This is a genomic window from Clostridium aminobutyricum, from assembly GCF_017255415.1.
GTDB classification, from domain to species: domain Bacteria; phylum Bacillota; class Clostridia; order Peptostreptococcales; family Anaerovoracaceae; genus Aminipila; species Aminipila aminobutyrica.
In genome coordinates, this window is record NZ_JAFJZZ010000011.1 from 35,046 (window position 1) to 55,488 (window position 20,443).

The window sequence follows — 20,443 nt, forward strand, 5'->3', positions numbered from 1 at the left end:
AGATGGAAAACTTTGATTATGATTTACGTTCCGTACAAGAAGCAAGAGATCTTGCACGCCTTGGAAAGATTGCCACAGAAAAAATAGCAACATACACAGAAGAACAGATTGATAGAATTCTGCGCAATATGGTAAAGGTAGCACAAGAAAATGCGGTTTGTTTGGCACAGATGGCAGTAGAGGAAACAGGCTTTGGTAAAGTAGAAGATAAGATTTACAAAAACCATATGGCTTCCGTTATTCTATACGATGCTATTAAAAACATGAAAACTATTGGTGTGATTCAAGAAGATGTAGCTCAGAGAGTAATTGAAATTGCAGAACCGGTTGGACTAGTAATGGGAATTGTCCCATCCACAAACCCAACATCAACAGCAATATTCAAGGCAATGATTGCAATAAAGTCAAGAAATGCAATCGTGTTCTCACCACATCCTTCCGCAGCAAAATGCACACAGAAGGCAGCACAACTTATGGCTGATGCAGCAGTAGCAGCAGGGGCACCTGAAAATATTATCGGATGCAGCTCAATGCCAACAATTGGTGCAACAAATGAGTTGATGAAGTGCAAAGAAGTCGCTATAATTATAGCAACAGGTGGACCAGGAATGGTTAAGGCAGCGTACAGTGCAGGAAAGCCGGCACTAGGCGTAGGAGCTGGAAACTCACCTGCATATATCGAAAAGACTGCAAACGTTCATCAGGCTATCCAGAATATCATTGCAAGTAAGACATTTGACAACGGTACAATCTGTGCATCCGAACAGTCCATAATCTGTGAAGAATGCAACAGAGACGAAGTAATCGCAGAGCTAAGAAAGCAAGGCGGATATTTCATGACAGCTGACGAAACAGCAAAGGTTTGTAAGCTATTATTTAAGAATGGCCACAACATGAATGCAAAGTTTGTAGGAAGAGCTGCAACTGTAATTGCTGAAGCAGCAGGATTCAGTGTTCCGGAAGGAACAAAGGTACTTGTTGGAGAACAGGGCGGAGTAGGTGATGGATATCCATTATCCTTCGAAAAGTTAACAACAGTATTAGCATTCTACACAGCAAAAGATTGGCATGAAGCATGCGATCTAAGCATTAAATTATTACAGAACGGTATCGGACATACCATGAGCTTGCATACAGAAGACAGAGAAATGGTGATGAAGTTTGCAGCAAAGCCAGCATCCAGAATTCTTGTAAACACAGGAAGCGCAATGGGTGGAGTAGGCGCAAGCACTGGCTTAATGCCTTCCTTCACACTAGGATGCGGAACATGGGGCGGAAGCTCAGTATCCGAAAACGTAACACCAATGCACCTAATCAACATCAAGAGAGTTGCCTACGGATTAAAGGATTGCACAACATTAGCTTCTGCTGATCCAACATTCAACTACAACTTATCTGGTGGATGTACTGCACCTGTAGAACAAGGCCTGAATCAAGCAGATCTAATGGATCTAGTAAATCATATTGTAGCTGCTATGAAGGGGGCTAACTAATGGATAATTGTGAAGCGATCTTAAAGCTTTTACTAGAAGCTGTCCAGTCCGCTGCACCGGCAGAAAAGAAGGACGATTCCAATGAAATTCAAGTAGGAATCTCAAACAGACACGTTCATCTTTCCCAAGCTGATTTAGATACATTGTTCGGAGAAGGCTACCAGATGACAAAGATGAAAGATTTGTCACAGCCGGGACAGTATGCGTGTAAAGAAACAGTAACGATCTGCGGACCAAAAGGCGCGATTGAAAAGGTTCGAATTTTAGGACCTGTCAGAAGCAAAACGCAAGTTGAAGTGCTGACAGGAGATTGCATCAAGATGGGAGCGAAAGCCGTGGCAAAGTTATCCGGCGATTTAGTCGGAACGCCTGGCATTACGATCATCGGTCCAAGAGGATCGGTGCAGACAAAAGAGGGCTTGATTGTGGCACAAAGACACATTCACATGACCCCGCAAGATGCACAGCACTTCGGCGTACATGACGGACAGATTGTCTGCATACAGTTTGAAGGCTCGCGCGGAGGTATTTACAGCAACGTTGCGATAAGAGCAAACGATGCTTCCGCCCTAGAGTGTCATATTGATACCGAAGAAGGAAATGCAATGAGCATTAATTCAATGTCAAAAATAACAATTATAAAATAAAGATTATTTTAGGAGGATTTAAAAATGAAATACGATGCATTAGGAATGATTGAAACAAAGGGTTTAGTTGGATCTATCGAAGCAGCAGATGCCATGGTAAAGGCTGCAAACGTTTACCTAGTTGGTAAAGAACACGTTGGCGGCGGACTGGTAACAGTAATGGTAAGAGGAGACGTAGGAGCTGTAAAGGCTGCTACAGATGCTGGTGCAGCTGCTGCACAGCGTGTTGGAGAATTAATTTCCGTACACGTAATTCCAAGACCACATGCGGAAGTAGAAAGCATTCTACCTGCTTCAAAAGAAGCTAAAGCTGACGTAAAATAACTTATTGCTTACTTACAAGAACATGAAGAAATCTGTTGAGTTCTGAATGTTCTCCTTATACCAAACTTAACATAATAACTACTCCTCAATAGGGCTGTCTCTTTCGAGACAGCCCTATCACTTTACATGGGAAGTGAGTTGGATGAAAATCAAATAAATGGGAAATATTTTTTTGACGCATTATCCTGCAACTATGGTAGAATAGAGAGGCTTAAAGACAAACTCAAATCAGGAGATAGGGCAAGAATATGGGAGACAAATATAATCTAGAAAATATAAATAACCGAATTACTACAATCGTTTTTGTGCTGATTTTAGTTTTAATACTGATTTTATGCATTCTGATTCCAGATAAACGCGTCTCTGAAAATGAAAATCGTCCGTTACAGCCGCTGCCTCATTTGACGATTAACGGAATAGTAGATGGCAGCTATATGAAGGCTTTCGAAAATTATGTTTCCGATCAAATGGTTGGAAGGGACGCTTGGACGGAATTTAAAAACAATGTGGATATCGCTTCCGGGAAGAAAGATAATGGAAGTGTATATTACGGTAAAGATGGCTATCTTTTTTCCATTGAGACGGAAGACGATGTGCAGCTGGCTAAAAATATTCAATATACGAACAGTTTTTTGGAACTAGCGAGAAACGAAAATCCTGCATTGAAAATTTCTGTCTTGATTGCGCCTACATCGACAGCAGTGCTGGACGATAAATTGCCTGCCCATGCACCGGTTTTCGACCAGGCAGAAGCGTTGAAACAAGTGGAGAAGGGGTTACAGGGAATCTCTTATGAGCCTCTGAGCACCGATAAAGAAAACGAATTAAGAGCTTATGTGAATGTGCTGCCCGATTTAAAGGAGCAGAGAGAGACGTATGTTTACTACCGAACCGATCATCATTGGACGACGTTGGGCGCGTATTATGCGTATAAGGCATGGCAACAACATCTTGGAACAAAACCTCCTCAGCTAAACGAATTTCGCGTTAAAACAGTTTCTGGCGCTTTTTACGGTACAAGCTATTCAAAGGCAGTGTCCGCAGGCCTTATTCCGGATTCAATGGAGCGCTTTGATTATAAGGATGAAAATAATGCTTGCTCCATGCAAGTTACTCTACAGGGAAAAACGAGAAATTTGCAAGGATTGTACGATGAACAGTATTTGAATAAAAAAGATAAATATTCGTATTTCTTAAGCGGGAACAATGCATTAACAACGATTCATACCGGCATAAAAAATGGAAAGAAAATTCTGGTTATAAAAGATTCCTATGCCCATTGCTTTATTCCTTTTTTGACGAAGGATTTTGAGACGATTGTTGCGGTAGATATGAGATATTATAAACAAAATCCGGCAAAGCTTATAAAGGAAGAAAATATAACGGACTTATTGATCCTATATAATATTGTTCAGTATACGAATGACAGAAATTTTGTATTTTTATCAAAAATGTAAGGAAAATGACGAAACCTTCTATTTAAATCTGCAAAGACCTGCAAAGAATCTATTGACTATCAGCGATTTGCAGAATAAAATAGAGATGAAATCAAATCTGCGGGCTCTATATACCCGCAGATTTTAAAATGCAATGAAAGTTTCACAAATCAGTTGAGGTGGAGCAATGAGATATAAAGTAACAAGAAAACAAAATAACAGTTCAAGATGTATCGTTTGCGGAACGGATAATAAGTTTAGTTTAAACAGCCGCTTTTACGAACTGGAAAATGGTGAGTTGGCTTGCAATTTCAGAACCGAAGATTGGCACCAAAGTTATCCGGGAAGAACCCACGGAGGAATGGCGGCGGCTATATTAGACGAGCTGATCGGCAGAGCCATGTGCATTGACGAACCAGACTGCTGGGGGGTTACGGTGGAATTAAATCTTAAATATAAAAAACCTGTACCCACAGAAACCAATTTGACAGCGGTGGCCAGAGTGACCCGAAACAGCAGAAAGATATTTGAAGGAACAGGAGAACTGCTGCTTCCTGATGGGAGTGTTGCGGTGGAAGCATCCGGTAAATATATGAAAATGCCGGTGGATAAAATCGCCGAAGGGGATTTTGTGGAAAAGGAATGGTATTTGCTGGAGGAAGAAGCCGATCCGAAAGAAATAGACCTGCCGGAAATCAAGAGATAATTTAAGTAAGACTTTCTTACTGTAGACAGGTTGTACATAAAAATAGCCATTCAATTAAAAATACTTGACATAGACAAACTCGGGTGATATCATTAACAAGCGACTTTATGATATTTAGTATGTTATAATCGTGTATATTATGTGGAAATATGCTCGGTTACGTTACAAAATATAAGAAAAAATACGGAGCCTGAAAGAGTGCTCTGAATTTACATTGAATGCACAATATATAGGAGGTGGAGTCGATGGCAGCAGGAGCTAGAGTGAAAGTTACATTAGCATGTACAGAGTGCAAGCAGAGAAACTACAATACTATGAAGAATAAGAAAAACGATCCGGATCGTATCGAATTGGATAAGTATTGCAGATTCTGTAAAAAGCACACTCTTCATAAGGAAACAAAATAAGGAGTGAGTAATATGGATAACGAAAAAGCTAAGAAAAAGCCCGTAGCTGCTCCTAAAAAGGAGAGAATGAGCATTAAAGACTATTTCAAAGGAATTAGACTTGAAATCAAAAAGGTAGTATGGCCTACAAAAAAAGAGCTTGGATCATATACCGCTATTGTGCTTATTACTTGCGCATTCTTTGCAGTAGGATTCTGGTTAATTGATATGGGTGTGTTAACAGCGCTTAAGGCAATTTTAGGCATTTCTTTATAATAAACTCTTCGGATGGTTATAATCAGTATAGTGGACGATGAAAATCTATGAATCAAAGCTTCATGATTTTCTAGCCTAAATTCTGTCGGCAGCATTAAAATGCTGGGTAGAATGTCATAAGGTAGAGTTTATTGAAACATATTCCGGCAACATGCTTATAGCGATGGAATTCGGATATGTTATGATGAGGTAGAAGATGTCAGATTTTGAAAATAACTTAGACCTAAATAAAAGTGAACTAGAAAGTATTGAAAAATCAGAAGCAGCAGAAGTTCAGGATACAGAGACTCCTATAGAAACTTCTTCCAGTTCTGTGATTGCATACGATGAAAACACCGGATATTCCGGGAATGCAGATAGTCCTGCAAAGTGGTATGTCGTTCATACTTATTCTGGGCATGAGAACAAGGTAAAAGTAAATATTGAAAAAATAGTTGAGAATAGAGGAATGCAAGACCTCGTTCTTGATATTGTTGTGCCTACAGAAGATGTTGTTGAAATTAAAAATGGACAGCGTAAGGTTAAGACAAGAAAGATTTTCCCGGGTTACGTTTTAGTGAAAATGATTGTAACGAATGAGTCTTGGTATCTGGTAAGAAATACGCAGGGTGTTACAGGTTTCGTTGGACATGGCTCAGAGCCTATTCCTTTATCAAATGAAGAAGTAAGAAGAATGGGAATTGAAAAGGTATACGTCGACATTGACGTGGAAGTAGGCGACAATATAAAGGTTATCAATGGACCGTTTGAAAGCTTTATGGGTCTCGTAGAAGAAGTAAACATGGATAAACAAACCTTGAAGGTAAAGATTTCCATGTTCGGAAGAGATACACCGGTAGAGTTGGAATTCGGACAAGTAGATAAAATATAACCTTGCAATTTAAATGAATATTTAAAGAGCAAGAAAGAAAGGAGACGACAAAATGGCAAAGAAAGTTGAAGCACTTATTAAACTTCAGATCGCAGCAGGTAATGCTACTCCAGCACCTCCAGTAGGTCCGGCTTTAGGTCAGAAGGGTGTAAATATCATGGATTTCTGTAAGCAGTTCAATGCTAGAACGCAGGATCAGCCTGGAATGATTATCCCAGTTGTGATTACTGTATATGCAGACAGATCATTTACATTTATTACAAAGACTCCTCCTGCAGCAGTACTGCTAAAAAAGGCAGCTGGTTTAACTGCAGCATCCGGAGAACCAAATAAGAAAAAGGTTGCTACTTTAACGGAAGAACAGGTTAGAGAAATAGCAAAAATAAAAATGCCAGACTTAAATGCAGCAAATCTTGATACAGCAGCATCAATGATTAAGGGTACTGCAAGAAGCATGGGAATTGTAATTGAAGGTTAAAAGTTGGGAGGCCGCTCGACAGAAAGTTGGGGACTCAGAATTTATTCTGCTTGTATGTTGACAAGTAAAGGTGGCCTTGTGCCGCAAAGGAAAGCAACGCAGCGGGGAGAATAATATACGGAGTAAGGTCGTTACTACCACAAGGAGGATAATATGCCTAAAAGAGGAAAGAAATACAGAGAGTCAGCACAGCTTGTTGACAAAACAAATTTATATGAAACTGGTGAAGCAATGGATTTAGCAGTAAAAACTGCTACCGCTAAGTTTGATGAAACAGTGGAAATTCACATTAAGCTTGGTGTAGACGGAAGACACGCTGACCAGCAGGTTAGAGGTGCTATCGTACTTCCGCACGGAACCGGTAAGACAAAGAAAGTTTTAGTATTTGCTAAAGGACCAAAAGCTCAGGAAGCTGAAGCTGCAGGAGCAGACTATGTTGGAGCGGAAGAACTAGCGCAGAAGATTCAGACTGAAAACTGGTTTGACTTTGATGTAGTAGTTGCAACTCCGGACATGATGGGTGTTGTTGGTAGACTAGGTAAGGTGCTAGGGCCTAAGGGCTTAATGCCAAACCCTAAGTCAGGAACAGTAACAATGGATATTGCCAGAGCTCTTGAAGATATCAAGGCTGGTAAAGTTGAATACCGTCTTGACAAGACAAATATTATCCATACACCAATCGGAAAGGCTTCTTTCGGAGCACAAAAGTTAGAAGAAAATTTCAATGCGTTAATCGAAGCTGTTATCAAGGCTAAGCCGGCAGCAGCAAAGGGCCAGTATTTAAGAAGTGTAACGGTTACTTCCACAATGGGGCCTGGAATAAAGCTTAATCCAATGAAGCTTTCAAACTAATTTGAAGAACAGAAAATAAAATTGTAAATTACACCGTAGACAGCGGGTGCACCAGGTGCAAGAATGTTACATTCAGGCACTGCTTAATTTCCCGCCGAGGTACAATATAAATATATTGTCCTTGTCGGTCTATGATTGGCAAGGATTTTTTTATGGAGTACCATGTACCATTTCGCGAGATGGCTCGAAAGAGCTGGGAGCATCGACAGATGTTTCCGACATCGCTAATAATTGCTGCACTAGGCAGCAAGGAAAGGAGAAAAGCATGTCAATAGAAGCACAGAAAGAAAAACAATTAATCATTGACGAGATAAAAGGAAAGCTGGAAAAGGCGCAGTCTGCAGTTGTCGTTGACTATATCGGTATCACCGTTGCAGAAGCGGATTCGATGAGAAAAAAGCTTCGTGATGCAAATGTAGATTACACTGTTTATAAGAATACTCTTGTAAAGAGAGCAATTGAAGGCACAAAGTATGAAGGTCTTGCTGAAGTATTGGAGGGACCAAGTGCATTAGCGTTCGGTTACGAAGATGCAGTAGCTCCGGCTAGACTTTTAAACGGAATCATCAAAGACTACAAGAAGATGGCGTTTAAGGCTGGCGTAGTAGAAGGCACTTTATTTAATGCAGATGGAATTCAGGCAGTCGCTTCACTTCCTTCAAGAGAAGAACTTATTGCGAAGTTCATGGGAAGTATTCAGTCCCCTGTATCCAAGGCTGTACGTACATTCCAGGCTATCGCAGATGCAAAAGCTGAATAAGCTTGGCCGGATGGAGCAAAAAATTATATCACTTTAAATTAGATGAAAGTATAAATTATAAAGGAGAATGAAAATGAATAAGGATCAAATTATCGAAGCTATCAAAGCGATGACAGTTTTAGAATTAAATGAATTAGTAAAAGCATGTGAAGAAGAGTTCGGCGTATCAGCTGCAGCTCCAGTGGCAGTTGCAGGTGCAGCGGCAGCTGTAGAAGTTGAAGAACAAACTGAATTTACAGTAGTTCTTACAGCTGCTGGTGCTGAAAAGATCAAGGTTATCAAGGTTGTAAGAGAACTTACTGGACTAGGTCTAAAGGAAGCTAAAGAATTAGTAGATGGAGCTCCTTCAAACGTTAAGGAAGGCATCGAAAAGGCTGAAGCAGAGGCTATTAAGACTCAGCTAGAAGAAGTTGGAGCAGCTGTAGAAGTTAAATAGTTGCGAAAATATTCTTTTCACCAATTGTAGAAATGGATCGAAAATTGGTGTCGAAAAATGCAATTTAAGACGGCGAACTTCGCCGTCTTTTTTCTAATTTAACATTGTTTGAATTTTATTGAAAAAAATAGAAAATTATTCTTGACTCGTTGTGCTAATTGTGATATCATAATAGACTGCCATACAATGTTATTTGTTTACAATATAGGAAATATTGCTAAAGCATATTAAGCGATCTTTCGTGTATCTCATAGAAGTCTAAGACTTATCGCGCTTCATGACAGATGGCTGTCATGGCAGTGGTTTTTTCTAGCCTCGTTGTTAGGACGTGGTTTTAAAAAAGCTAGCTTAGAGTTTTATGTGCAATAACGAATCCTCGTTATTGTAGTGACTTTTTTATTATATAAGGAGTGATGAATATGCCAACACCCGTTACAGTAGGTAGAAAAAAGCGCATGAGCTTCTCTAAAATCAATGAAGTAGCAGAAATGCCGAATCTCATCGAAATTCAGACTGAATCTTATGACTGGTTCATCAAGGAAGGTCTTTATGAAGTCTTTGAAGACATCTCACCCATTAAGGATTATGCAGGAAATTTAGTATTAGAATTTATCGATTACTCTCTAAATGATCCTCCGAAGTATGATCAAGAGGAATGCAAAGAACGAGATGTAACATATGCAGCTCCACTCAAAGTAAAAGTTAGATTAGTAAATAAGGAAACCGGAGAAGTTAAGGAGCAGGAAGTATTCATGGGAGACTTCCCTCTGATGACTGAGAAGGGAACATTTATATACAATGGTGCAGAAAGAGTCGTAGTAACCCAATTGGTACGATCCCCTGGACCTTATTATGACGTGACCGTAGACAAGTCAAACAACAAACTGTTCTCAACGACTATTATCCCGAACAGAGGAGCCTGGCTTGAATATGAAACAGACTCCAACGAAATTATTTCAGTAAGAGTTGACCGAACAAGAAAACAGCCTGTCACAACCTTATTGAGAGCGTTAGGGTTTGGAACAGACCAACAGATAGTTGATATTTTTGGTGAAGATCCGAGACTCAGGAAATCTTTGGACAAGGACCCAACGGATAACTATGAAGACGGTCTGAAGGAAATTTATAAGAAACTAAGACCGGGAGAACCTCCTACGGTGGAGAACGCAAAATCATTTTTAGATGCACTGTTCTTTGATCCGAAGAGATATGATCTGGCAAAGGTCGGAAGATATAAATATAATAAGAAGCTAGGCTTATCCAACCGAATCATCGGTGCCGTCGCGGCAGAGGATGTAATTGACCCGAATACCGGGGAAATTTTAGTGGAAAAAGGCCATAAGATCACAAGAGAAGAAGGATTTGCAATTGAAAATGCAGGCGTAAAGGAAATTTATGCTCGTGCTAAAAACGATGATTCTCATGTGACGAAGGTAATCGGTAATCGCTTCGTTGAATTAAGCAACTATGTAGAATTTAACGTAAAAGACCTTAAGCTTCCAGAAAAAGTTTACTATCCAGTACTTAAGGAAATTCTTGACGAATTTACAACAGAAGAAGAAATTAAAGAAGCTTTGGCCGCAAGAAAACACGAACTGTCACCAAAGCATATTATTATAGACGATATTATTGCCTCCGTAAGTTATATTCTGAACTTGAATCATGACATCGGCAGTGTGGATGATATCGACCATTTAGGCAACAGAAGACTCCGAACGGTTGGCGAATTATTGCAGAATCAGTTCAGAATCGGTCTTGCCCGTATGGAAAGAGTGGTAAAGGAAAGAATGACGATTCAGGATATCGAGGTAACGACACCTCAGGCCCTGATGAACATTCGGCCTGTCACCGCAGCCATTAAGGAGTTTTTCGGAAGTTCTCAGCTATCCCAGTTTATGGACCAGACCAATCCTCTTGCTGAATTGACGCACAAGAGAAGGTTGTCTGCCCTGGGACCTGGCGGTTTATCCAGAGAAAGAGCCGGCTTTGAAGTTCGAGATGTACACCATTCTCACTATGGAAGAATGTGTCCGATTGAAACACCGGAAGGTCCGAACATCGGATTGATCGGTTCGTTGACGACTTATGGAAAAATTAATGAATACGGTTTCATCGAAGCTCCTTACCGGCCTGTTGATAAAGCAACGGGAAGGGTACTTGATTATGTGGAATATTTGACCGCAGATGAAGAAGAAATGTTGATCATCGCACAGGCCAATGAACCTCTTGACACAGAAGGTAAGTTTGTAAACTACAAAGTTGCTTCCAGAGGTGCCGGCGGTGAAATTGACCTCGTACCAAGAGAATTAATCGATTACATGGACGTATCTCCTAAGCAGGTCGTATCCGTGGCAACGGCGATGATTCCGTTCCTTGAGAACGATGACGCGAACCGTGCGCTAATGGGATCCAACATGCAGCGTCAGGCGGTACCTCTACTTATTCCGGATGCACCATACGTTGGTACAGGTATGGAATATAAAGCAGCAAAAGACTCCGGCGTTGTTATTCTTGCGAGAAATGCAGGTACAGTAGAGTATGTTGATGCAACAAAGATAAAGATTAGAAGAGACGACGGAAACGGCTTGGATGAATATTCCTTATTGAAGTTTAAACGTGCAAACCAGAGTACTTGTATTAATCAGCGGCCAATTGTAATCCATGGTGAACACATTGAAAAGGATGAAGTCATCGCTGACGGACCTTCTACAGATAAGGGTGAAATCGCATTAGGTAAAAACTTACTAATCGGATTCATGACATGGGAAGGATACAACTACGAAGATGCGATCATTCTAAACGAACGTTTAGTAATGGAAGATCGTTTGACAACTCTTCATATTGAAGAATATGAAGCAGAAGCGCGAGATACAAAACTAGGGCCTGAAGAAATCACAAGAGATATTCCAAACGTAAGTGAGGAAGCGCTGAAAGATTTAGATGAAAATGGTATTATCCGAATCGGTGCGGAGGTGAACCCTTCCGACATCTTGGTAGGTAAAGTGACCCCTAAGGGTGAAACGGAGCTTACGGCGGAGGAACGGCTTCTTCGTGCTATCTTCGGAGAAAAAGCGAGAGAAGTTCGAGATACTTCCCTTAAGGTGCCACATGGCGAAACCGGTATTGTTGTGGATGTTAAGATTTTCTCCAGAGAGAACGGCGACGAGTTACCTCCGGGTGTAAACAAGTTGGTTCGTTGCTATATCATCACCAAGAGAAAAATCAGCGTCGGCGATAAGATGGCCGGACGACACGGAAATAAGGGTGTTATTTCGAGAATATTACCGGAAGAAGATATGCCGTTTATGGAAAACGGTGAACCGCTTCAGGTCATGTTGAATCCGCTGGGCGTACCTTCCCGTATGAACGTTGGACAGGTGCTTGAGGTCCACTTAGGCCTGGCTGCTAAATATAAAGATTGGTATATTTCAACGCCTGTATTTGACGGGGCTAATGAAAAAGATATCATTAAGCTACTGGGTGAGTGCGGGTATCCGGAAACAGGTAAACTGATATTGCGTGACGGAAGAACGGGCATGGCTTTTGATAATCCGGTTACAGTGGGCTATATGTATATGCTAAAGCTCCATCATCTGGTTGATGATAAGATTCATGCAAGAAGTACCGGCCCTTATTCCTTAGTAACTCAGCAGCCTCTTGGCGGTAAGGCTCAATTCGGAGGACAGCGTTTCGGAGAAATGGAAGTATGGGCATTGGAAGCCTATGGCGCAGCGCATACATTACAGGAAATTCTTACCGTGAAGTCCGATGACGTGGTAGGCCGTGTAAAAACGTATGAAGCCATTGTGAAGGGTGAAAATATTCCGGAACCAGGTATTCCTGAATCCTTTAAGGTTCTGATCAAGGAAATGCAGAGCTTGGCATTGGATGTAAAGGTACTGACGGAAGACGACAGGGAGATTGAGATTAAGGAATCTACTGAATTTGAAGGGATTGCAAGCCTTGAAAACATTATTGACCTAGATACGGAGTTGGAGGATACGGACGATGTATTTGGGGAAGAAGAATTTATAGAAGAAGATATGGAAGAATCTCTTGATGACGATGAGGATTTAGAAATTGATTTAGATAAAATTGATGATATCAATGATGAGTTATAACATAAATTTTGGGTACTCATACTAGCCTGCCCAAATCACCAAGTGATTTGATGGCGGACTTATGCACAGAAATCACAACGTTCTTTCAGAACTCCAGCTTACGCTGCTGTCCGTTTTGCCATTCCAAGCAAGCTTGGGGCAAAAAGGCAACTTTCTGAATTTGTGATTTCCTCTACCTATTCGTTAATTTATGTTGAGATAGCCGGACGGCTATTATAAAGAAAGGGGGAGGCACTCCTTGAGCGAAAATAACTATGAATTAAACAATTTTGAAGCTTTAAAAATTAGCTTAGCATCTACCGAAAAGATTTTAGGCTGGTCACACGGTGAGGTTAGAAAACCGGAGACCATCAACTATAGAACGTTAAAGCCTGAAAAAGAAGGTCTGTTCTGTGAAAAGATTTTCGGACCGACAAAAGACTGGGAATGTCACTGCGGTAAGTATAAGAGAATTCGATATAAAGGCATCGTCTGCGACCGTTGCGGCGTTGAGGTGACGAAGGCTAAAGTGAGAAGAGAAAGAATGGGCCATATTGAGCTTGCGGCTCCGGTATCCCATATCTGGTACTTTAAAGGCATACCGAGCAGAATCGGCTTAGTATTGGATATTTCTCCAAGAAATTTGGAAAAAGTTTTATACTTTGCAGCCTATATCATCACAGATCCAGGCAACACAAGCTTTGGTTATAAAGAGATTTTGACAGAACAGCAGTATCGAGAAGCTAGAGATAAGTACGGCAATGACTTTAAGGCTGGCATGGGTGCAGAAGCAGTTCGTGAACTGTTAACTCACATTGACCTTGTAGCACTATCGGACGATTTAAGAAAGAAGTTAAAAGATGCATCCGGTCAGAAGAAAATCCGAATTGTTCGAAGGCTGGAAGTTATCGAAGCACTACGGCTTTCCGATAATAAACCGGAATGGATGATTCTGGAAGTAATTCCTGTTATTCCGCCGGATTTAAGACCAATGGTTCAATTGGATGGCGGAAGATTCGCGACTTCTGATTTAAATGATTTATATAGAAGAGTAATCAACAGAAACAATCGATTAAAGCGGCTATTAGAGCTGGGAGCACCTGATATCATTGTAAGAAATGAAAAGAGAATGCTTCAGGAAGCGGTAGACGCGCTGATTGATAACGGCAGAAGAGGCCGTCCTGTTACAGGACCTGGTTCCAGACCGTTAAAATCCTTATCCGATATGTTAAAGGGTAAGCAGGGCCGATTCAGACAGAACCTTCTTGGTAAGCGTGTAGACTACTCCGGACGTTCTGTAATCGTAGTAGGACCAGAATTGAGATTCTATCAGTGCGGTCTTCCAAAGAAGATGGCATTGGAACTATTTAAACCGTTCATCATGAAGAAACTCGTGCAGAACGGGCATGCACACAACATTAAGAGCGCAAAGCGGATGGTTGAAAAAATCCGGCCTGAAGTGTGGGATGTGTTAGAAAGCGTTATTAAGGAACATCCGGTTATGCTGAACCGTGCCCCGACTCTTCATAGACTAGGTATTCAGGCGTTTGAGCCGGTACTTGTAGAAGGGAAGGCGATCAAGCTTCACCCGCTTGTGTGTACAGCGTTCAATGCCGACTTTGACGGAGACCAGATGGCCGTTCACGTACCGCTTTCAGTGGAAGCACAGGCCGAAGCAAGATTTCTAATGTTGTCTGTAAACAACATTCTTGCCCCTAAGGATGGTGCTCCAATTACAACGCCTACTCAGGATATGATTTTAGGAAGTTACTATTTAACTCATCCTGGGCTTGAGGAAAGAAATACTGTAGCGGAAAAGGGCGATGGTAAAGTTTTCACCAACTTTGATGAAATGCTGATGGCATACCAAAATGGTGTCGTAGGTCTTCATGCAAAGGTAAAGGTAAGGTTATATCTTGATGAAAACGATAAGAGAGGCAAGCTTGTTGAATCCACTGTCGGCCGATTTATTTTCAACGAGAATATACCGCAGGATCTTGGCTACGTAGATAGAAAGGTTGACAGATATTCATTAGAAGTCGACTTCTTATGTGATAAGAAAAAATTAGGTCAGATTATTGATAAGTGCTATCGAGTACATGGCAATACAACAACAGCTATTTTACTTGACCACATTAAAGATATGGGTTTTCACTATTCAACAATAGGGGCCGTTACCATCAGTATTTCCGATATGGAAATACCGAAGGAAAAGCCTGCTATCTTGGCTGAATCAGAAAAACAAGTGGAAAAGTATGAAAAAGCATATAGAGCAGGCCTTGTATCTGAGCAAGAAAGATACGAAAAGGTTATCAGCATTTGGAATAAGACGACCGACGATATTGCAGATGCGTTGATGAATTCCCTTGGAAGTTTGAACAACCTCTTTATCATGGCGCATTCCGGTGCGAGAGGTAGTAAAAACCAGATTAAGCAGGTTGGTGGTATGCGTGGTCTGATGGCAAACGCATCCGGTAAAACAATCGAAATTCCGATTAAGGCGAATTTCCGTGAAGGCTTATCCGTATTGGAATACTTCATTTCAACAAACGGAGCCAGAAAAGGTCTTGCCGATACCGCTCTTCGAACAGCCGACTCCGGTTACTTGACAAGAAGATTGGTTGACGTTTCTCATAACGTGATCGTAAGAGAAGTAGACTGCGGAACCGACGAAGGTATCGAAGTAAGAGCATTTACCGATGGGAAAGAAGTTATCGAAGCATTGAAGCTTCGTATCGTAGGAAGAACTTCCTTAACAGATATTTATGACCCAAACACTGGCGAATTGATTGTGGAGCAGAATGAAGAAATTTCTGAAATAGCATCTGAGCATATTGAAGCGTGCGGCATCGAAGCGGTAGCAATAAGATCCGTTATGACCTGCCACAGCAAATCCGGTATCTGTGCAAAGTGCTACGGAAGAAACTTGGCAACCGGTGAAGCCGTTAATATCGGTGAAGCTGTTGGGATTACAGCTGCTCAGTCCATCGGTGAACCGGGTACACAGCTGACCATGAGAACGTTCCATACCGGCGGTGTAGCAGGTAGCGATATCACCCAGGGTCTTCCGAGAGTCGAAGAACTGTTCGAAGCAAGAAAGCCAAAGGGCCTTGCTGAAATCTGCGAAGCAGACGGTACGGTTGTTTCCATTGAAATGAGAAAAGATAATAAGACTGAGGTCAAGGTCAGAGGCGAAGAGGAAAGAGTCTATATCATTCCTTACGGTGCTCGATTAAACGTAAAGGAAGGCGATTACGTCTTAGCAGGCGGCTCCATTACAAAGGGTCCTTTAAATCCTCATGATATATTAAGATTAAATGGTGTGGAAGGCGTATACCAGTATCTTCTAAAAGAAGTGCAGAGAGTATATAAGCAGCAGGGGGTAGACATCAATGATAAGCACGTTGAAGTAATCGTGAGTCAGATGCTGTCCAAGTGCAAGATTGAAGAACCGGGCGATACGAATCTTCTTCCGGGCGGACTGTACAGTGTCTTTGAAATCGACGAATCGAATGCGGAAGCGGTTGCAAACGGCGGGCAGGTTGCTAACGGAAAGAGAGTACTTCTGGGAATCACCAAGGCTTCCCTTGCTACAAACTCCTTCTTATCGGCGGCTTCCTTCCAGGAAACGACAAGAGTCCTTACCGATGCAGCAATTAAGGGCAAGAACGACAGATTGCTTGGCCTTAAGGAAAATGTTATTATCGGTAAGCTGATACCTGCCGGAACCGGAATGAGAAGATACAAAGAAATCGATTTGGATTATGGTGTAAATACCGAATTGATGGAATCCTTCTCCGTGAATGTAGATGAGGACGAAGAAGACGACTTTGAAGAACTGGCTGACATGGGTTCCGTCATTGAGACAGACTTTGTAGGCGCGGATATTGTTGCATTAGAGGACCTTGAATAATTTGCTTGACAATTAATCTGTGATTATGATAAACTATTTTACGATTCTGAGCTTAAATTTCGACATAAAATTGTAAGAATTTAGGCTGTGAATATATATCTTACGAATAAACTTGTGCATTTTGGTAAGGATACTGGGATGCACAAGTTTAAAGTGTTTAAGGAAAGGAGAAAATAATGCCTACTATTAACCAATTAGTACGTGACGGCAGACAGTCTGCAGTTAAGAAGTCAACTGCTCCAGCATTGTTAAAAGGTTTAAACTCCATTAAGAGAGTTCCTACAGATGTTGCAGCTCCTCAGAAGAGAGGCGTTTGTACTTCCGTGAAGACAGTTACCCCTAAGAAGCCTAACTCAGCACTTAGAAAGGTAGCCAGAGTACGTCTAACAAACGGTATCGAAGTAACTGCATATATTCCTGGTATCGGACACAACCTACAGGAACATAGTGTAGTGCTTATCAGAGGCGGAAGAGTAAAAGACCTTCCGGGTGTAAGATACCACATCGTTAGAGGAACTCTTGATACTGCTGGCGTAGCTAACAGACATCAAGCCCGTTCTAAGTACGGTGCAAAGAGACCTAAAGCAGGAAAGAAATAGTAATCGGAGTTTAAAGGCCACGATATAGATGTTAATAGTATGTAATTATTTTTAAACATATATCAAGTGCGCCGCGGCATTCCAAGGAATGTCGAGTACCGACAAAGCAAAACTGTCCTATCTACGCTTTTGGATAGCGGCAGAGTAACTTTTTGCAAGGAAATTTACACAGCTGAATTCGTGTAAATTGGAATTCCTGTGTAGAATCTGTTTGAGGTATCTCAAGCAGAATGCGAAAAAGCGAAGATTAGTCAGCAGCTGATTTGAAATTCGACAATCAGTTGCGCAGAAAATTTTTCGTCATGCAAGGCGCTGAGGAAACGAGAAACGGAACGTACAAAAGTACGTGCGTATCGCAGCGACTGAAAGTAACGCCGCAGAGCGGAAAATTATCAAGCAAGGAGGGAAGAGAAGTGCCAAGAAAAGGTAATGTACCAAAGAGAGAAGTACTTCCAGATCCGGTTTACGGAAGTGTTGCCGTGGCAAAGCTTATCAACAGCATTATGCTGGATGGTAAGAAGGGTGTAGCGCAATCCATCGTTTATGATGCTTTCGAAATGATCGAAAAGCAGACTGGCGAAACACCGGTTGAAGTATTTGAAAAGGCAATGAATAATATCATGCCTGTTGTAGAAGTAAGAGCTAGAAGAGTGGGTGGTGCGAACTACCAGGTTCCAGTAGAAGTAAGAACAGACAGACGTCAGACTTTAGGCTTAAGATGGCTTACAAAGTACACAAGAGCCAGAGGCGAAAAGACAATGTATGAAAGACTTGCAAAGGAATTGATGGACGCATCCAATAACACTGGAGCAGCTGTTAAGAAAAAAGAAGATACTCATAAGATGGCAGAAGCAAACAAGGCTTTCGCACATTACAGATGGTAGTTTACTGAATGAGTATTGATGAACTTGAAATAAGGTAGAAGGGAGGAAAATACTATGCCTAGAGCGTTTTCGTTAGAGAAGACAAGAAACATCGGTATTATGGCGCATATTGATGCGGGTAAGACCACAACGACAGAAAGAATTTTGTTCTACACAGGTAAAACTCACAAGATTGGTGAAGTGCATGCCGGTGCAGCAACAATGGACTGGATGGAACAGGAACAGGAAAGAGGCATCACTATTACCTCTGCTGCTACTACAGCACAATGGAAAAATCATAGAATTAACATAATCGACACACCCGGACACGTGGACTTTACGGTTGAAGTAGAAAGATCTCTAAGAGTTCTTGACGGAGCAGTAACAGTACTTTGTGCAAAGGGCGGAGTAGAACCTCAGTCAGAAACAGTATGGAGACAGGCTGATAAGTATGGAGTTCCTAGAATGATTTTCGTCAACAAGATGGATATTTTGGGAGCTAACTTCTATAGAGTTGTTCAAATGGTTAAGGATAGACTGAAGGCCAATGCAGTGCCTATTCAGTTACCAATTGGTGCGGAAGATAGTTTTGTTGGAATTATCGACCTAGTAGAAATGAAAGCAGAGATATATAAGGATGACCTTGGAAAGGAATATGATATTGTTGATATTCCGGAAGATCTTCAGGATTTGGCTGATGAGTGGAAAGAAAAGCTTGTGGAAGCCGTTGCTGAGACTGACGAAGAATTAACAATGAAGTTCCTTGAGGGAGAAGAGATAACGACGGATGAAATCAAGAAAGCGATAAGAAGAGCTACAATCGGAGGTGCTATGGTGCCTGTAACTTGTGGTTCCGCCTACAGAAACAAGGGTGTTCAGATGATGCTTGACGCTGTTATTGATTATATGCCATCCCCGGTTGATATCCCTGCAATTAAGGGTGTTATTCCTGGAACGGAAGAAGTTGATGAAAGACCTGCAGATGATAATGCGCCATTCTCTGCTTTAGCATTTAAGATTATGGCAGACCCATTCGTAGGTAAGCTTGCATTCTTCAGAGTATATTCCGGAACCATCACATCCGGTTCCTATGTATACAACTCCACAAAGGGCAAGAAGGAAAGAATCGGACGAATTCTTCAGATGCATGCAAATAAGAGAGAAGATATCGAAGTAGTTTACTCTGGAGATATTGCTGCGGCAGTAGGCTTTAAGGACACTACTACTGGAGATACCATCTGTGATGAAAAGCATGAGATCATTCTTGAATCCATGGAGTTCCCGGATCCGGTAATTGAAATTGCTATTGAGCCTAAGACAAAGGCCGGTCAGGAAAAAATGGGTATCGCTTTGGCAAAGCTTGCTGAAGAAGATCCTACGTTCAAGACTTATACAAACATTGAAACAGGGCAGACTATCATCGCCGGTATGGGCGAGCTTCATCTGGAAATTATCGTAGACAGACTTCTGCGAGAATTTAAGGTAGAAGCGAATGTTGGTAAGCCGCAGGTTTCCTATAAGGAAACGCTTACTGCACCTGCTGATGTGGATAACAAGTACGCAAAACAGTCCGGTGGCCGCGGTCAGTACGGACATGTCAAGATTCGTGTTACGCCAAGAGAACCTGGCGCTGGCTTTGAATTCAAGAACGCAATCGTGGGTGGTGCTATTCCGAGAGAATACATTCCTAAGATTGAAGAAGGAATCAAAGAAGCAATGCAGAATGGTCCTCTCGCAGGGTATCAGGTAGTTGACGTTGGTGTTGAATTGTACGACGGTTCCTACCATGAAGTGGACTCCAACGAAATGGCATTTAAGATTGCTGCATCCATGGCATTCAGGGAAGCTGCAAAGAAGGCAAAACCTGTACTGCTTGAACCGATCTTTAAGGTTGAAGTTACAGTCCCAGAAGAATACATGGGAGATGTAATCGGAGATATCAGTTCAAGAAGAGGTAGAATCGAAGGTTCTGAGATCAACTTAGGTGCGGCTGCTGTAAGAGGAATGGTTCCTCTGTCCGAAATGTTCGGTTATGCAACAGACCTACGTTCCAGAACTCAGGGGCGTGGTGTATATGTAATGCAGATGGACCACTTCGAAAAACTACCGGATAGCTTAATTGAAAAAATCAACAAGTAATTAAAATTGTAATGCGCTCACAGTTGCGCAGACAATTTTGTACGATTCAAAATATTAATATGCAAGGAGGATTTAAAAATGGCAAAGCAAAAGTTTGAAAGAAATAAGCCACACGTAAATATCGGAACAATCGGTCACGTTGACCATGGTAAGACAACATTAAC

The 20,443-nt window shown here is 41.5% G+C and carries 18 protein-coding genes and 1 other annotated feature; all 18 genes read left to right on the forward strand.

What is annotated here, in order from left to right:
* The first annotated feature begins 2 nt into the window (after positions 1-2).
* A complete protein-coding gene (locus JYB65_RS14520) occupies positions 3-1,493 on the forward strand; it encodes an acetaldehyde dehydrogenase (acetylating) (RefSeq protein WP_206583419.1) in 1,491 nt (496 codons plus the stop codon).
* A complete protein-coding gene (locus JYB65_RS14525) occupies positions 1,493-2,140 on the forward strand; it encodes a phosphate propanoyltransferase (RefSeq protein ID WP_206583420.1) in 648 nt (215 codons plus the stop codon). Before JYB65_RS14520 ends, JYB65_RS14525 begins: the two co-directional genes overlap by 1 nt.
* A 24-nt stretch (positions 2,141-2,164) precedes the next feature.
* Complete coding sequence (gene eutM / locus JYB65_RS14530; protein ID WP_206583421.1) at positions 2,165-2,464, forward strand: ethanolamine utilization microcompartment protein EutM; 300 nt, start codon at positions 2,165-2,167, stop codon at positions 2,462-2,464.
* Between the two features lie 248 nt (positions 2,465-2,712).
* Positions 2,713-3,921, forward strand: a complete 1,209-nt coding sequence (locus JYB65_RS14535) for a DHHW family protein (RefSeq protein WP_206583422.1) — start codon at positions 2,713-2,715, stop codon at positions 3,919-3,921.
* A 166-nt stretch (positions 3,922-4,087) separates the two neighbouring features.
* A complete protein-coding gene (locus JYB65_RS14540; protein WP_206583423.1) occupies positions 4,088-4,606 on the forward strand; it encodes a PaaI family thioesterase in 519 nt (172 codons plus the stop codon).
* A gap of 245 nt (positions 4,607-4,851) precedes the next feature.
* Positions 4,852-5,013, forward strand: a complete 162-nt coding sequence (gene rpmG / locus JYB65_RS14545) for a 50S ribosomal protein L33 (RefSeq protein ID WP_206583424.1) — start codon at positions 4,852-4,854, stop codon at positions 5,011-5,013.
* 12 nt (positions 5,014-5,025) lie between these two features.
* Positions 5,026-5,268 (forward strand): preprotein translocase subunit SecE, encoded by a 243-nt coding sequence (secE, locus tag JYB65_RS14550; RefSeq protein ID WP_206583425.1) that lies wholly within the window; start codon positions 5,026-5,028, stop codon positions 5,266-5,268.
* A 316-nt stretch (positions 5,269-5,584) separates the two neighbouring features.
* Positions 5,585-6,139 carry a transcription termination/antitermination protein NusG gene (gene nusG, locus JYB65_RS14555; protein WP_342366675.1) on the forward strand — a complete coding sequence of 185 codons (555 nt, stop codon included), beginning with the start codon at positions 5,585-5,587 and terminating at the stop codon, positions 6,137-6,139.
* Positions 6,140-6,191: 52 nt separating this feature from the next.
* Positions 6,192-6,617 (forward strand): 50S ribosomal protein L11, encoded by a 426-nt coding sequence (rplK, locus tag JYB65_RS14560; RefSeq protein ID WP_206583427.1) that lies wholly within the window; start codon positions 6,192-6,194, stop codon positions 6,615-6,617.
* A 153-nt stretch (positions 6,618-6,770) separates the two neighbouring features.
* On the forward strand, positions 6,771-7,469 hold the full coding sequence (rplA, locus tag JYB65_RS14565; protein ID WP_206583428.1) for a 50S ribosomal protein L1: 699 nt from the start codon (positions 6,771-6,773) through the stop codon (positions 7,467-7,469).
* Positions 7,470-7,484: 15 nt separating this feature from the next.
* Positions 7,485-7,629 (forward strand) — a sequence feature (ribosomal protein L10 leader region).
* Positions 7,630-7,734: 105 nt separating this feature from the next.
* Positions 7,735-8,229, forward strand: coding sequence for a 50S ribosomal protein L10 (gene rplJ, locus JYB65_RS14570; RefSeq protein ID WP_206583429.1), 495 nt, complete (start codon positions 7,735-7,737; stop codon positions 8,227-8,229).
* Positions 8,230-8,302: 73 nt separating this feature from the next.
* Positions 8,303-8,665, forward strand: a complete 363-nt coding sequence (rplL, locus tag JYB65_RS14575) for a 50S ribosomal protein L7/L12 (RefSeq protein ID WP_206583430.1) — start codon at positions 8,303-8,305, stop codon at positions 8,663-8,665.
* A gap of 419 nt (positions 8,666-9,084) precedes the next feature.
* Positions 9,085-12,786: a DNA-directed RNA polymerase subunit beta gene (gene rpoB, locus JYB65_RS14580; protein WP_206583431.1), complete on the forward strand. Its 3,702-nt coding sequence runs from the start codon at positions 9,085-9,087 to the stop codon at positions 12,784-12,786.
* 238 nt (positions 12,787-13,024) lie between these two features.
* Positions 13,025-16,678 (forward strand): DNA-directed RNA polymerase subunit beta', encoded by a 3,654-nt coding sequence (gene rpoC / locus JYB65_RS14585; protein WP_206583432.1) that lies wholly within the window; start codon positions 13,025-13,027, stop codon positions 16,676-16,678.
* Between the two features lie 176 nt (positions 16,679-16,854).
* Positions 16,855-17,277 (forward strand): 30S ribosomal protein S12, encoded by a 423-nt coding sequence (gene rpsL, locus JYB65_RS14590; RefSeq protein ID WP_206583433.1) that lies wholly within the window; start codon positions 16,855-16,857, stop codon positions 17,275-17,277.
* Positions 17,278-17,690: 413 nt separating this feature from the next.
* A complete protein-coding gene (rpsG, locus tag JYB65_RS14595; RefSeq protein ID WP_206583434.1) occupies positions 17,691-18,161 on the forward strand; it encodes a 30S ribosomal protein S7 in 471 nt (156 codons plus the stop codon).
* 54 nt (positions 18,162-18,215) lie between these two features.
* Positions 18,216-20,279, forward strand: coding sequence for an elongation factor G (gene fusA, locus JYB65_RS14600; RefSeq protein ID WP_206583435.1), 2,064 nt, complete (start codon positions 18,216-18,218; stop codon positions 20,277-20,279).
* Positions 20,280-20,357: 78 nt separating this feature from the next.
* On the forward strand, positions 20,358-20,443 hold an 86-nt coding region (locus JYB65_RS15020), incomplete at its 3' end, for a GTP-binding protein (protein ID WP_206583309.1).

Bases quoted from the DNA above. Each gene is read 5' to 3' on its own strand.
- rpsL (WP_206583433.1), top strand. From the start codon at position 16,855: ATGCCTACTATTAACCAATTAGTACGTGACGGCAGACAGTCTGCAGTT.
- rpmG (WP_206583424.1), top strand. From the start codon at position 4,852: ATGGCAGCAGGAGCTAGAGTGAAAGTTACATTAGCATGTACAGAGTGC.
- rplL (WP_206583430.1), top strand. From the start codon at position 8,303: ATGAATAAGGATCAAATTATCGAAGCTATCAAAGCGATGACAGTTTTA.
- eutM (WP_206583421.1), top strand. From the start codon at position 2,165: ATGAAATACGATGCATTAGGAATGATTGAAACAAAGGGTTTAGTTGGA.
- JYB65_RS14525 (WP_206583420.1), top strand. From the start codon at position 1,493: ATGGATAATTGTGAAGCGATCTTAAAGCTTTTACTAGAAGCTGTCCAG.
- JYB65_RS14540 (WP_206583423.1), top strand. From the start codon at position 4,088: ATGAGATATAAAGTAACAAGAAAACAAAATAACAGTTCAAGATGTATC.
- fusA (WP_206583435.1), top strand. From the start codon at position 18,216: ATGCCTAGAGCGTTTTCGTTAGAGAAGACAAGAAACATCGGTATTATG.
- rplJ (WP_206583429.1), top strand. From the start codon at position 7,735: ATGTCAATAGAAGCACAGAAAGAAAAACAATTAATCATTGACGAGATA.
- JYB65_RS14535 (WP_206583422.1), top strand. From the start codon at position 2,713: ATGGGAGACAAATATAATCTAGAAAATATAAATAACCGAATTACTACA.
- rplA (WP_206583428.1), top strand. From the start codon at position 6,771: ATGCCTAAAAGAGGAAAGAAATACAGAGAGTCAGCACAGCTTGTTGAC.
- rpoB (WP_206583431.1), top strand. From the start codon at position 9,085: ATGCCAACACCCGTTACAGTAGGTAGAAAAAAGCGCATGAGCTTCTCT.
- secE (WP_206583425.1), top strand. From the start codon at position 5,026: ATGGATAACGAAAAAGCTAAGAAAAAGCCCGTAGCTGCTCCTAAAAAG.
- JYB65_RS14520 (WP_206583419.1), top strand. From the start codon at position 3: ATGGAAAACTTTGATTATGATTTACGTTCCGTACAAGAAGCAAGAGAT.
- rplK (WP_206583427.1), top strand. From the start codon at position 6,192: ATGGCAAAGAAAGTTGAAGCACTTATTAAACTTCAGATCGCAGCAGGT.